This is a genomic window from Stappia sp. G46H5W, assembly GCF_058448995.1.
In genome coordinates this window covers 764,645-778,424 of the sequence record NZ_JBZFLL010000002.1, presented here as the reverse complement: position 1 = coordinate 778,424, position 13,780 = coordinate 764,645, and the positions used below count along the sequence as shown (strand labels likewise).

The following is a 13,780-nucleotide window of genomic DNA, read 5'->3' as shown; positions in this document are numbered from 1 at the left end:
CAAGCTGCTGCACCCTTTCAAGGCATGCACAATGCGTGATCATTTGGAGGCAGCAAGCGACCGCGCAACAGCACGCATGGAAGGGGGACCATGGGACGACTGACCACGCATGTACTGGACACTGCGCTTGGCAAGCCGGCGGCAGGTCTGACGCTGTCGCTCTGGCGCGAGGAGGCCGGCGCATTCCGGCACATCCGCTCCGCCGTGACCAATTCCGACGGCCGGGTCGACGCGCCGCTGCTGGAGGGCGAGGCCTTCCGCGCGGGCGTCTACGAATTGCGGTTCGAGGCAGGCGCCTATCTCGCCGCCTCGGGTGCCGATCTGCCGGATCCGCCATTTCTTGATATCATTCCGCTGCGCTTCGGGATCGCCGACGAGGCCAGCCATTATCACGTGCCGCTGCTGCTCTCGCCCTTCGGCTATTCCACCTATCGCGGGAGTTGAGGAATGCGTGAGGTCGTCCGTTTCCTGCAAAATGGCCGTGTCGTCGAGCTCGCCGATGTGCGGCCGACCGAGACGGTGCTCGACTATCTGCGCCTGCGTCGCGGTCTTGTCGGCACCAAGGAAGGCTGCGGGGAGGGCGACTGCGGAGCGTGCACGGTCGCGGTCGGACGCCTTGTGGACGGGCGGCTCGTCTACCAGCCGGTCAATTCCTGCATCCAGTTTCTCGGCATGCTCGACGGCGCCGAACTGGTCACGGTGGAAGACCTTGCCGAGGACGGACAGCTTCACCCCATCCAGCAGGCGATGGTCGATCATCACGGCTCGCAATGCGGCTTCTGCACTCCGGGCTTCGTGATGAGCCTCTTCACGCTCTACCACGCGCCGGAAAAGCCGGCGACGCGCAAGACGGTGACCGACTGGCTCGCCGGCAACCTGTGCCGCTGCACGGGATACCGCCCCATCGTCGATGCGGCGCTGGAGGCGTGTTTCAACGAGATCGACGACACCTTCTCGCGGCGCGCGGACGAGAGCATCGCGGCGCTGCAGGCGATGGAGCAGGACACACGCGACGTCTTCATCGCTCAGGAGGAAGGCGGTTTCTTCGCAGCTCCCGCGTCGCTGGACGCGCTCGCCGAGCTTACCGAGCGCCACCCGCAGGCAACGCTGGTCGCCGGGGCGACAGATGTCGGCCTTTGGGTCACCAAGCAGCTGCGCGAGCTGCCGCAGGTCATCTGGCTCGGCCGGGTGCGCGATCTCGACCGTATCGAGGAAACGCCCGGCGGCGTTCTGATGGGGGCGGGGACCACCTTCGCGGCCGCCCATCCCTACATGGCGCGGATCGATCCCGACCTCGGCGAACTCTGGCGGCGCATCGGCTCGCGGCAGGTGCGCGCCTCCGGCACGGTATGCGGCAACATCGCCAACGGCTCGCCCATCGGCGACAGCCCGCCGGCGCTCATCGCCCTCGGCGCGACCATCGAGCTGCGGCGGGGCGAGGCCTCGCGTACGCTGCCGCTGGAAGCCTTTTTCATCGACTACGGCAAGCAGGACCGCGCGCCGGGGGAGATCGTCACCGGACTTTACGTACCCCGGCTCGATCCGAACCACGCCTTCCGCTGCTTCAAGATCTCCAAGCGCTTCGACCAGGACATCACCTCCGTTCTCTGCGCCCTGCGGGTGACGCTGGCTGACGGCACGATCACCGAGGCGCGGCTTGCCTATGGCGGCATGGCGGCAACGCCGCGGCGCGCGGAGATCGCTGAACTTGCCCTGATCGGCGCACGGCCCGACCGCCCGTCCACCTGGGCAGCGGCACTGAAGGCGCTGGCGGACGATTTCGCGCCGATTTCCGACATGCGCGCCAGCGACACCTATCGCAAGGAGGTGGCACGCGCCTTGCTCGCCAAGGCCCTGGTGGAAATCGGCGGGACACCGGACGAACGCACGAGGGTGAGCGGATTGCGGAGCGGGGAGGTCAACCATGCAGCCTGACGGGACACGCGAAGCTCCCGCGGCCGCGGCGCTCGCCAACGTCGGCCAGTCCCTGCCGCATGACAGCGCCATCCGCCATGTCAGCGGCAGCGCGGTCTATGTAGACGATATCCGCGAGCCGGCCGGCACGCTGCATGTGGTGCCCGGTTGGGCACGTGATGCGACAAGAGGCAGGATCCTTTCGCTGGATCTCGATCCGGTGCGCGCTCATCCCGGCGTCGTCGCGGTGATCGGCCCGTCCGACGTGCCGGGCAAGAACGACGTGTCTCCCGCACTCGGCGACGAGCCGATGTTCGCGGAGGAGGAGATCCTGTTCTGGGGCCAGCCGCTCTTTGCCGTCGTTGCGACGACGCGCGAGGCTGCGCGCCACGCCGCCCGCAAGGCCCGCATCGAGGTGGAGGACCTGCCGCCGCTGCTGACCGTCGAGGACGCGCTGGCGGGGGACGAGACGGTGCTGCCCGACTACCAGTTCCGCAAGGGCTCGCCTGAGACGGGGCTCGCGACCGCCAGCCATCTGATGGAGGGCTCGCTTCGCATCGGCGGGCAGGAGCATTTCTATCTCGAAGGCCAGGTGTCGCTGGCCGTGCCCGGAGAGGACGGCGACATGTTCGTCCACACCTCCTCGCAGCACCCGAGCGAGACGCAGCACATCATCGCCCGCGTGCTCTCCGTGCCGGACGCGGCGGTGACGGTGGAAGTGCGCCGCATGGGCGGCGGCTTCGGCGGCAAGGAGTCCCAGGCAAACCACTGGGCGGCGATCGCGGCCGTTGCCGCGCGTGCGACCGGACGTCCGTGCAAGCTGCGGCTCGACCGCGACGACGACATGATCATGACCGGCAAGCGGCACGACTTCCGCGTCGACTGGAAGCTCGGCCACGATTCCGAAGGCCTGTTGCGGGTGGTCGACATGCGGCTCTTTGCCCGCTGCGGTTACTCCGCCGACCTGTCGCTGGGCGTGGTCGACCGGTCGATGTTCCACGCCGATTCCAGCTACTACTATCCCGATGCGATGATCCATTCGCGCCGGCTCAAGACCCATACCTGCTCCAACACCGCCTTTCGCGGCTTCGGCGGGCCGCAGGGCATGCTGGCCGCCGAGCGGATGATGGACGCCCTGGCGATCCGCCTCGGGGTCGATCCGCTGGACCTGCGCAAGCGCAACTTCTACCGCGAGGGGCGGGACGTCACGCCCTACGGCATGAAGGTGGAAGAGCACGCGACGCTGCACGCCATCGTCGAGGAGCTGGAGGACAGCTCGGACTATCGCCGGCGCCGGGAAGAGATCGCCGCCTTCAACGCGTCCAGCCCGATCCTGAAGAAGGGCCTGGCGCTGACGCCGGTGAAGTTCGGCATCTCCTTCACGCTCAAGCATCTGAACCAGGCCGGTGCCCTGGTGCATCTCTACACCGACGGCTCTATCCATCTGAACCACGGCGGCACCGAGATGGGGCAGGGCCTGTTCCAGAAGGTGGCCCAGATCGTCGCCGAGGAATTCGGCGTGTCGCTCGACAAGGTGAAGATCACCGCGACCCATACCGGCAAGGTGCCCAACACCGGGCCGACGGCGGCCTCCTCCGGCACGGATCTCAACGGCATGGCCGCCAAGATCGCCGCCGAGACCATTCGCGGCCGCCTCGTTGCCTTCGCTGCCGAGCGCTATCAGGTCGAGCCGGACGAGATTTCCTTCGCCGGCAACCGCGTGCAGCTCGGCGAGCGGACCATGACGCTCGGCGAACTCGCCCGAGAGGCGCATATGGCGCGCATCCAGCTGTCGGCAGCGGGCTTCTACGCCACGCCCAACATCACCTGGGATCGCCCCAGCGCCTCGGGACGGCCGTTCTTCTACTTCGCCTATGGCGCGGCCTGTTCGGAGGTGACCGTCGATACAATGACCGGCGAAATGCGGGTCGACCGTGTCGACATCCTCCACGACGTCGGCCACTCGCTCAATCCGGCCATCGATATCGGCCAGATCGAGGGCGGCTTCGTGCAGGGCATGGGCTGGCTGACCACCGAGGAACTGGTCTGGGACGACCGGGGCCGCCTGCGTACCCACGCTCCCTCCACCTACAAGATCCCGACCGCCTCCGACGTGCCGGAGGACTTCCGGGTGGCGCTCTACGCCTCGCCCGGCAATCCTTCTCCCACGGTCTACCGCTCCAAGGCGGTCGGCGAGCCGCCGGTCATGCTGGCGATTTCCGTCTTCAGCGCCATCCATGACGCGCTCGCCAGCCTCAATCCCGGCGCGATCCCGGATCTCGATGCCCCGGCAACGCCGGAAGCGATCCTGAAAGCCGTCCTTTCCATGAAGCGGAGCAGGGCCGGCTGATGCGCAATCCCTGGAGCGCCGTTCGCGATCTGCTGGAGCGTCATGGCCGTTGCGCCATGGTCAGCGTTCTGGCGCTGCAAGGCTCGGCACCGCGTGAGGTCGGGGCGCGCATGGTGGTGGCACCGGACGGATCGTTCCACGGCACCATCGGCGGCGGCACGCTGGAATACGAGGCCATCGCCTCGGCGGCCGCGCAGGCTGCGGACAAGGCCTCGGCCGATATGTTGAAGCTGCGGACCTTCACGCTCGGTCCCGATCTCGGTCAGTGCTGCGGGGGCCGCGTGACGCTGGCGATGGAGAGCTTTACGGCCGCCAGGCTCGACGAAGCGCGCTGCCTTGCATCTCTTGCCGAGCGCGGCGGCTTTGCGACCCGCGCGGCGATCGGCGCGCAAGGAGAGGTGGGCCCGCGCGAGATCGTCGCCGGCGAAGACACCGTGGATGCGCCACTCGCGCTCTCGGCCGGCCTGCTGGAAGAGCGGTTCACCGCCGGCGAGACGCGTCTCGTCCTGTTCGGTGCCGGCCATGTCGGACGCGCCATCGTTCTGGCGTTGGCCAGCCTGCCGTTCCGCATCACCTGGGTCGACAGCCGCGCAAATGCCTTTCCCGCCCATGCGCCTCGCAGCGTCGAGGCGCGCCATCTTGTTGATCCGACCGCACTGTTCCGGGCGTCGGCCGGTGGCGCCGAGCCTCCGGCGGAAGTGCTGATCATGACACATGACCACGCGCTAGACCTTGCGATCGCCGATGCCGCCTTGCGGGCGCCCGGCATCGGCGGCGTCGGCATGATCGGCAGCGCGACCAAGGCGGCGCGCATGGTCTCGCGGCTGCGGGCGGCCGGTCACGGCGAGGAGGCGCTGGCGTGCTTCCGCTGCCCCATCGGCATCTCCGGAATCGCATCCAAGGAGCCGGCGGCCATCGCCATTTCCGTGGCGGCCGAACTCATGCTTCGCCGCGAACAGGCAGGAGCTTTCCACAACAAACGTGGCAGCAGGCTTGCAGGGGGAATGAGGCTCGTATGATAACGCGGCGGGGGAAGCGATGACATCCACGACACCGACAGATCCGCCCGCGTCAGGCCGCGAGAGACAGGGAGAAATCCTGCTCGAGGCTCGCGGCATCAGCAAGCGTTTCGGCGAGGTTCTCGCCAACGACACCGTGTCCCTGACACTGCGCGCCGGGGAGATCCATGCCCTGCTCGGTGAAAACGGTGCCGGCAAATCGACCCTCGTGAAGATCCTCTATGGCGCGCTCGAGCCCAATGGCGGCACCCTGCACTGGCAGGGCAGGGAGGTGACCATTTCCACCCCCGCCGAGGCCCGGCAGCTCGGCATCGGCATGGTCTTCCAGCATTTCTCGCTGTTCGAGGCGCTGACGGTCGCCGAGAACATCGCACTCGCCCTGCCCAAGGACACCGGCATGCGCGAGTTGTCGGCGCGCATCCGCGAGGTCTCGCGCGACTACGGTCTGACCCTCGATCCCGAGGCCATCGTTGCCGATCTCCCCGTTGGCCTTCGCCAGCGCATCGAGATCGTCCGCTGCCTGCTGCAGGAGCCGAGGCTGATCATCATGGACGAGCCGACCTCGGTGCTGACGCCGCAGGAGGCCGACCAGCTGTTCCTCACCCTCGAGCGGCTCACCTCGGAAGGTTGCGCGATCCTCTACATCTCCCACCGCCTGGAGGAGGTGAAGCGCATCTGCCACCACGCCACCGTCATGCGCCACGGCAAGGTCATCTCCGAATGCGACCCGGCGCAGGAGACCGCCGCCTCGCTGGCACGGATGATGGTCGGCAGCGCGGTGCACGATCTCGACCGCGGTCCGAGGCCCGAGGCCGGCGCGGTCCGGCTGGAGCTGCGCGGGCTTTCCGCCCCGGCGGACGGCCCCTTTTCCGTTGCCATCGACAATGTCGATCTGAAGGTGCGCGGCGGCGAGGTCGTGGCGATCGCCGGCATTGCCGGCAACGGCCAGGGAGAGCTCTTCGACCTCGTGTCGGGCGAGCGGCTGTCGGCCCCCGACGCCATCCAGATCGACGGCCAATCGGCCGGGCGCAGCAGCATCACCGCCCGGCGGCGGGCAGGCGCTGCCTTCGTCCCGGAGGAGCGGCTCGGCCACGGTGCCGTGCCGGGCCTGCGGCTGTCGGAGAACATCGTTCTGACGCGCCATTCCACCGGCGATGGACTGGTGCGCGGCGGTTTCGTCGACCGCGCCAAGGCAGCCCAGCTCGAGCAGCGGCTGAAGAGCAATTTCGACGTCCGCATGTCTCATGACGATGCCGAGGCACGCGCCCTGTCCGGCGGCAACCTGCAGAAATTCGTGATCGGCCGCGAGCTCGACCGCCGCCCTGGCGTTCTGGTGGTGAACCAGCCGACCTGGGGCGTCGATGCCGGCGCCGCCGCTCTCATCCGGCAGGAGCTGATCGACCTCAGCCGGCAGGGCTCGGCCGTGGTGGTGATCAGCCAGGACCTCGACGAGATCTTCGAGATCGCCGACCGCATCGCCGTGATCTCGCGCGGCCGGATGTCGGACGCCGAGCCAGCGGAGGCCATGACCCGAGAGCGCATCGGCCTGCTGATGGGCGGGATGGACGAAGGGCAGGGAGGCGCGACCCATGCGGCTTGAGCTGGAAAAACGCGCCGAGCATTCGACCGCGATGGCGCTGCTGTCGCCGGTGATCGCGCTCGCCCTGACGCTCGTCAGCGGCGCCATCCTGTTCGCGGCCCTGGGGGAGAACCCGGCCGAGGCGCTCTACGTCTTTTTCATCGAGCCCCTGACCGCCTCCTGGTCGCTGCAGGAGCTGGTGGTCAAGGCAACGCCCCTGATCCTGATCGGCGTCGGCCTTGCGGTCTGCTACCTGTCCAACACATGGAACATCGGCGGTGAAGGGCAGTTCACGGCCGGGGCCCTCGCCGGCTCCGTCCTGCCGATCCTGTTTCCCGATTTCCAGACCCCTTTGACGCTGCCCCTGATGCTGTTGATGGGCATTGCCGGCGGCATGGCCTGGGCCGCGATCCCGGCCTTCCTGAAGGTGCGTTTCGGCACCAACGAGATCCTGACCAGCCTGATGCTCGTCTATATCGCCCAGCTGCTGCTCGACTGGCTGGTGCGCGGGCCCTGGCGCGATCCGGATGGCTACAACTTCCCTGAAAGCCGTCTCTTTTCCGATGCGGCATCGCTGCCGGCGCTGGCCGACGGGCGCATGCATGTGGGAGCCATCTTTGCGCTGATTGCGGTGGCCGCTCTTGCCGTGGTGCTGATGAAGTCGCTCAAGGGCTTCGAGATCCGCGTCCTCGGCCAGGCACCGCGGGCAGGGCGCTTTGCCGGCTTTTCGCAGAACAGGATGGTGTGGTTCGCCTTCCTGTTGTCGGGCGGGCTCGCCGGGCTCGCCGGCATCAGCGAGGTCTCCGGCTCGATCAACCAGCTGACCCCGGTGATTTCGCCCGGCTACGGCTTCACGGCGATCATCGTCGCCTTTCTCGGCCGGCTGAACCCCGTCGGCATCCTGTTCTCCGGCCTGCTTCTCGCGCTGTCCTATCTCGGCGGCGAGGCGGCACAGGTGGCGCTCGGCATCTCCGACAAGACCACCCGCGTATTCCAGGGCATGCTTCTGTTCTACGTGCTTGCCTGCGACACGCTGATCCTCTACCGGATCCGGCTCGGCGGACCTGCTGCAACGGGGAAGGGGGCCTGACATGGGTGCTTTCGAAGCGATCCTCCTGACCGTCATCACCGCGGCAACACCGCTGCTGCTGGCCGCCATCGGCGAGCTGGTTGTGGAACGCTCGGGCGTTCTCAATCTCGGCGTCGAAGGCATGATGATCCTCGGCGCGGTGATGGGCTTTGCCGCCGCACAGGCGACCGGATCCCCATATGTCGGCGTGCTGTGCGCCATGCTTGCCGGCATGGTTCTGGCGCTGCTCTTCGGGTTCCTGACGATCCATCTCGTTGCCAACCAGGTCGCCACCGGCCTGGCCTTGACGCTGCTCGGCCTCGGGCTTGCCGGCATGATCGGCGAGGCGTTCGTCGGCCGGCCGGGCGTGAAACTTCAGGCGATCGAGATCCCGGTGCTCAGCGACCTGCCGGTGATCGGGCGGGTTCTGTTTGCCCAGGATCTCCTGGTCTATGTGTCGCTGGCGCTGGTCGCGGCCGTCTCCTACGTCCTGTTCCGCACCCGCGCCGGTCTGGTCATCCGCGCGGTCGGCGACAATCACGGCTCGGCCCACGCGCTCGGCGTTTCAGTGCGCAAGGTGCGCTATCTGGCCGTGCTGTTCGGCGGCGCCTGCGCCGGCCTGGCCGGCGGCTACCTGTCGCTGGCTTACACCCCGCAATGGGTCGAGGGCATGACCGCAGGGCGCGGCTGGATCGCGCTGGCGCTCGTCGTCTTCGCCACCTGGCGGCCCTTGCGGGTCCTCGCCGGCGCCTATCTCTTCGGCGCGGTCGGCATCCTGCAGTTCCACGCCCAGGCGCATGGCGTCGGCGTTCCCTCGCAGCTGCTGGCCGCCTTGCCCTATGCTGCGACCATTGCAGTGCTTGTGATCATTTCGCGAAACCGTATCCTGACCCGTATCAACACGCCGGCGTGCCTGGGCAAGCCGTTCGTGCCGGACCGGTGATGCGCTGACCAGCGGGCGCGGGACGGGGCAGCCCCCATCCGACGCCTGCCATCTTGAAAGCCGGCGAAACTCCGGCGGGGGCTGAAACAGGGGACACAGGAGCAGGAAATGAAGAAAATTATGGGGTTGGCGGCCGCCGCGCTGCTCGGCTTCAGCGTTATCGGCGCCGAGGCGGCCGACAAGCTGAAGGTCGGTTTCATCTATGTCGGTCCGATCGGTGACCACGGCTGGTCCTACCAGCACAACCAGGGCCGTCTCGCCATCGAGAAGGAGTTCGGCGACAAGATCGAGACCGTCTACATCGAGAACGTCTCGGAAGGCCCGGATGCGGAGCGCGCCATCGAGCGTCTGGCACGCGACGGGGCAGGGCTCATCTTCACAACGTCCTTCGGCTTCATGAACCCGACGCTGAAGGTCGCCGAGAAGTTCCCGGACGTGAAGTTCGAGCACGCCACCGGCTACAAGCGTTCCGAGAACCTCTCCACCTACTCCGCCCGCTTCTACGAGGGCCGCTACGTCATCGGCCAGATGGCGGCGAAGATGTCCAAGACCGGCACCGCCGGCTATGTCGCCTCCGTGCCGATCCCGGAAGTGGTGCGCGGCATCAACTCCTTCATGCTGGGCGCGCAGTCGGTCAATCCGGACTTCAAGGTCAAGGTCGTGTGGGTGAACTCCTGGTATGACCCGGGCAAGGAAGCCGACGCCGCCAAGGCGCTGCTCGACCAGGGCGCCGACGTGATCTCCCAGCACACCGACAGCCCGGCACCGCTGCAGGTTGCCGAGGAGCGCGGCGCGGTCGGCTTCGGCCAGGCGTCCGACATGATCGCCTTCGCGCCGAAGGCCCAGCTCACCGCGATCGTGGACGATTGGAGCGCCTATTACATCCGCCGCGTCCAGGCCGTGCTCGACGGCACCTGGAAGAGCGAGGACGTGTGGGGCGGCTTCGACAAGGACATGGTCGTGATGGCTCCCTACACCAACGTTCCCGAGGACGTGGCCAAGGAAGCCGCCGCGACCGCCGAGAAGATCCGTTCGGGTGAATTCCATCCCTTCACCGGCCCGATCTTCAAGCAGGACGGCAGCGAGGCCGTCGGCGCAGGCATCATCATCGATGACGGCACGCTGCTCGGCATGAACTGGTACGTGAAGGGCATCGACGACAAGCTGCCGAACTGACCAGCAACGCGTTTCCGCCACCGGCGGGATGCAGCGGGCCGGGAGAGCGATCTCCCGGCCCGTTTCTTTTGGCCCATCCGCTCTTCCGGGTTTCGCGAAAGGCATTCGGCGGCAAAAAAATGGCGGGGCGCCGCGGATCGGGATCGCAGCAAAGGGCAGGGAGGTCCGATCACGGCACTTACGCGTGGTGAACACTGTTGCATTATCCCATATATGGGATTATATCCCTCATATGGACAGGATTGACCGACACAACACGGCACTTGCCGACCATTTGCGCTCCCTGAGGGCGGATCGCGGGCTCACCCTGCAGGAATTGGCGGAAAACAGCGGCGTGAGCCGCGCAACGCTCTCGCGCATCGAGAACGGGGAGGTCAGCCCGACGGCCGAAACGCTCGGCCGCATGGCGTCGGCCTTCGGCCTGCCGCTTTCCCAGCTTCTCGCGCCGCTGGAGCCGGAGTTTCCGCCGCTTCTTCGCCGCGCCGACCAGAGCATCTGGTCGGATCCCGAAAGCGGCTTCACCCGTCGGTCCGTTTCGCCGCCCAGCAGCGGACTGAAGCTCGAAATCATCGAATGCGAGATCGCGCCCGATCAGCGCATCTCCTACGACCGTCCGGCGGTCCCGGGCCACGAGCATCATCTTGTGATGATCGCGGGAAGGCTGACCCTCACAGTCGATGGGGAGCGCCGAGACCTGTACCCGGGCGACTGCCTGCGCTATCGGCTGTTCGGGACCACGGTCTTCGAGACCGCAGAGCATGGCGCGCGCTATCTCATCGCTCTGGCCTGAGGATCCTCGAATGGAACCGCATATTCTCCAGCTCGACGGTTCGGCCATCGAGGCGAACCTTGCCGCGCTGTCCCGCATTCTCATCGACAGCGTCGCCGGCGGTGCCGCGATCAGCTTCATGGCGCCGCTGTCACAGGCGGATGCAGAGCGGTTCTGGTTGAACGATGTGCGTCCGCAGGTGGAGGCGGGGCACCGCAGCCTGTTCGGCGCATGGCATGACGGCGAGATTGTCGGCACTGTGCAGCTTCTCACGGCGATGCCGCCCAACCAGCCGCACCGCTGCGAGATCGCCAAGATGGTCGTCCATCCGCAGGCACGGCGCCTGGGCATCGGACGAGCGCTGATGGATCGTGCGCTTGCCCGGGCGCGCGAACTGGGCAAGACGCTCGTCACGCTCGACACCCGCACCGGCGATGCCGCCGAGCCGCTCTATGCCTCGGTCGAGTTCGAGGTTGCGGGCATCATCCCGGACTTCGCCTTCGACCCGGACGGACGGGCGAAACACGGCACGACCTACATGTACCGCCGTATCCAGGATGCTGCAGCGACCTGACCGAACCGGCACCGCAATGTCGGAGCGCTTCAACGCAGCATCCCAAAGAGCACCGAACATGGAGGGGGAAGCCGGAGGAGCTACATCCTTCGCCATCGACGCGAACAACCGGGGAGGCACCAGATCAGCATCGTCAATCGGCCTTCGACCCGTTCCCGGTCACCACATCGCTAATTCGCATAAGATATATTATGGAACTTTTATGCTAGCCTGAAATCTTGCACGGACCTCGCGTCTTCCGCCGATCCCGCACAGTGTGGCACGAATGCCGGTCACGGGAGCAAAATCGCTAAAATTGTCACGATGTCAGTGCCTGCGGCGAGACATCCATCGTCGCTTGTAGTTATGTACATTGGAAATGATCAGTCTTGCGGGGGATCTGATGCATTGCCGTTGAACAAGCAGGTCGTATCGGGGCGCGCGGGCATCAACACGCATCTGGTCATGCTGGTGCTGGTTTGCCTTCTGCCCATCCTCATGATCTCCGGATATGCGGCCTGGCGTACTGGCGCGGCCTATAGACACACTGCGACCGCACGCCTGAGCGAAACCGCGCTGACCATTCGCAATGCCATCGAGGCAGAGATCGACAGCCGCTTCACGGTGCTGCGCGCCTTCGCGACACTGTGGTCGCCCAGCACGTCGAACAATCAGCTGCTTCTGCGAAGCAGCCGCCACGAAGGCATAGGCCTGGAGGGCGTGATCCAGGTTGTCGACTTCGCCCGCAGCCAGCCGGACACTCCGGCCGATGACGCTGTGCTGGCCATCGCGCGGCAGTCCTTCGAGCGCAACGTGCCGCTGGTCTCGAACCTCGTCCTCGGCGCGGGCGCGAAGGAGCATCGCATCCATCTGGCGCTGCCGGTGGCCGAGGCCGACATGCCGCCGCGTGTCTTCGTCCTCTCCCTGTCTTCCTTGCAGTTGCTGCGGACCCTGCGTCCGGGCAGCGAGCACGTCACCAGCGGCATCCTCATCGCCGTCACGGACGGCAATGGCCGCATCCTTGCGCGCTCCCGCGATCCGGAGAACTCCGTCGGCATGATGGCGCCGGACTGGGACAGGTTGCAGGCAGTAGCCGCTGAAGGCGGTCTGTTCGAGGCGAAGACGACCGAGGGCCTCAACACGATCATGGCACACCAGCGGATCGAGATGACCCCGGGCTGGACCGCGGTCGTCGCCGAGCCGCTCGAGGTGTTCAATGCCCGCTGGCAGACGCCTCTGACGGGCCTGCTGCTCGGATCGGCGCTGGCAACGACCCTTGCCACCGTTCTGGCGATCCATATCGGCCAGCTGATCCGCCGGCCGGTACAGGCCCTGGCCCTGCGCAGCCTGGCCATTGCCAGCGGCGATGGCGATCGCGCCCGCACACCCGAGGCAATTCCGCCCTCCAGAATCCGCGAATTCGAAGTGCTGCGGCTCAGTTTCGAGGCGGCGGAAGCTGCCCGTCGCGAGAACGAGCGCCGGCTTCACACGGTGGCCAATGCCGGCGCCCTGGTGTTCTGGAGCTGGTCCGCGGATGGCGACCTCTTGTCTGTCGAGGGCTGGGAGAAGCTGACCGGAATGCCGGACAGCGAGGCGCTCGGCGTCTCCTGGATCGATCAGGTTCACCCCGACGACCGGGAGCGCGTGGCTCTTGCCATCAGCCAGAAGAAGAGCGGCACCATCGACTATTTCGACATCGAGTTCCGCCTGCGGGTCGCGGATGGCCGCTGGCTCTGGGTGCGCGACCGCGGCGGACCGGTCCTCGACGATGCGGGCAATGTCGTCCAATGGGCCGGCGTTCTGGAGGATATCGACGCACGCAAGCAGGACGAGGCCCAGATCGCCTATATGGCGATGCACGATGCCCTGACCGGGCTGGGCAACCGGGTTCTGCTGCGCGACCGGCTGGAGCTGGCGGCGGCCGCTGCAGGTCGCGGGGTGGCAAGCGCCCTCCTCGCGCTCGACCTCGATTTCTTCAAGCAGGTCAACGACACGCTCGGCCATCCTGCCGGAGACGAGGTCCTGCGGCAGGTGGCAGCGCGCCTGTCCGGCTGCGTGCGCGAGGTCGATCTTGTGGCCCGCATCGGCGGCGACGAATTCGCCATCCTGCAGCATGGCGCGTCTCAGCCGGAAGCGGCAAAGGCTCTCGCCGAGCGGCTCGTCGCGGCCGTCTGCGCGCCGTATCAGGTCGACGGCCAGAGCATCGTCATCGGCGCCAGCGTCGGCGTGGCGCTCATCACCTGCGGCAACATCACAGCCGACGACCACATGCGGCGGGCCGACAAGGCGCTGTACCTTGCCAAGGCGGAGGGCCGCGGCCGCATCGCCGTCTTCGACGAGCTCCCGGTCGCGATTCCACAGGAAGGCTAGGCCGCCGGCCCGGATGCGCCGGGCTTGCCCCGCGCGTC

The 13,780-nt window shown here is 67.0% G+C and carries 11 protein-coding genes; all 11 read left to right on the top strand.

From position 1 onward, the window contains the following. Window positions 1–90 precede the first annotated feature (90 nt). On the top strand, window positions 91–444 hold the full coding sequence (gene uraH / locus ACVJ6E_RS09270; RefSeq protein WP_120267998.1) for a hydroxyisourate hydrolase: 354 nt from the start codon (window positions 91–93) through the stop codon (window positions 442–444). A gap of 3 nt (window positions 445–447) precedes the next feature. Then, window positions 448–1,935, top strand: a complete 1,488-nt coding sequence (xdhA, locus tag ACVJ6E_RS09265) for a xanthine dehydrogenase small subunit (RefSeq protein ID WP_120267997.1) — start codon at window positions 448–450, stop codon at window positions 1,933–1,935. Then, the gene (xdhB, locus tag ACVJ6E_RS09260) at window positions 1,925–4,264 is read left to right on the top strand and encodes a xanthine dehydrogenase molybdopterin binding subunit (RefSeq protein WP_120267996.1); all 2,340 of its coding nucleotides are present in this window, start codon (window positions 1,925–1,927) and stop codon (window positions 4,262–4,264) included. The genes xdhA and xdhB overlap by 11 nt, the downstream gene beginning before the upstream one ends. After that, on the top strand, window positions 4,264–5,283 hold the full coding sequence (gene xdhC / locus ACVJ6E_RS09255; protein ID WP_120267995.1) for a xanthine dehydrogenase accessory protein XdhC: 1,020 nt from the start codon (window positions 4,264–4,266) through the stop codon (window positions 5,281–5,283). The genes xdhB and xdhC overlap by 1 nt, the downstream gene beginning before the upstream one ends. 19 nt (window positions 5,284–5,302) lie before the next feature. Next, complete coding sequence (locus tag ACVJ6E_RS09250; protein WP_120267994.1) at window positions 5,303–6,883, top strand: ABC transporter ATP-binding protein; 1,581 nt, start codon at window positions 5,303–5,305, stop codon at window positions 6,881–6,883. Then, window positions 6,873–7,952, top strand: coding sequence for an ABC transporter permease (locus tag ACVJ6E_RS09245; RefSeq protein ID WP_120267993.1), 1,080 nt, complete (start codon window positions 6,873–6,875; stop codon window positions 7,950–7,952). Before ACVJ6E_RS09250 ends, ACVJ6E_RS09245 begins: the two co-directional genes overlap by 11 nt. Window position 7,953: 1 nt before the next feature. Then, entirely contained in the window at window positions 7,954–8,874 is a 921-nt protein-coding gene (locus ACVJ6E_RS09240) for an ABC transporter permease (RefSeq protein ID WP_120267992.1), read from the top strand. Window positions 8,875–8,982: 108 nt separating this feature from the next. Next, window positions 8,983–10,050, top strand: coding sequence for a BMP family ABC transporter substrate-binding protein (locus tag ACVJ6E_RS09235; protein WP_120267991.1), 1,068 nt, complete (start codon window positions 8,983–8,985; stop codon window positions 10,048–10,050). Between the two features lie 232 nt (window positions 10,051–10,282). Next, the gene (locus ACVJ6E_RS09230) at window positions 10,283–10,840 is read left to right on the top strand and encodes a helix-turn-helix domain-containing protein (protein WP_067214977.1); all 558 of its coding nucleotides are present in this window, start codon (window positions 10,283–10,285) and stop codon (window positions 10,838–10,840) included. 10 nt (window positions 10,841–10,850) lie between these two features. Further along, entirely contained in the window at window positions 10,851–11,393 is a 543-nt protein-coding gene (locus ACVJ6E_RS09225) for a GNAT family N-acetyltransferase (RefSeq protein WP_120267990.1), read from the top strand. 387 nt (window positions 11,394–11,780) lie between these two features. Next, window positions 11,781–13,742 carry a diguanylate cyclase domain-containing protein gene (locus tag ACVJ6E_RS09220; RefSeq protein WP_158592639.1) on the top strand — a complete coding sequence of 654 codons (1,962 nt, stop codon included), beginning with the start codon at window positions 11,781–11,783 and terminating at the stop codon, window positions 13,740–13,742. Window positions 13,743–13,780 lie beyond the last annotated feature (38 nt).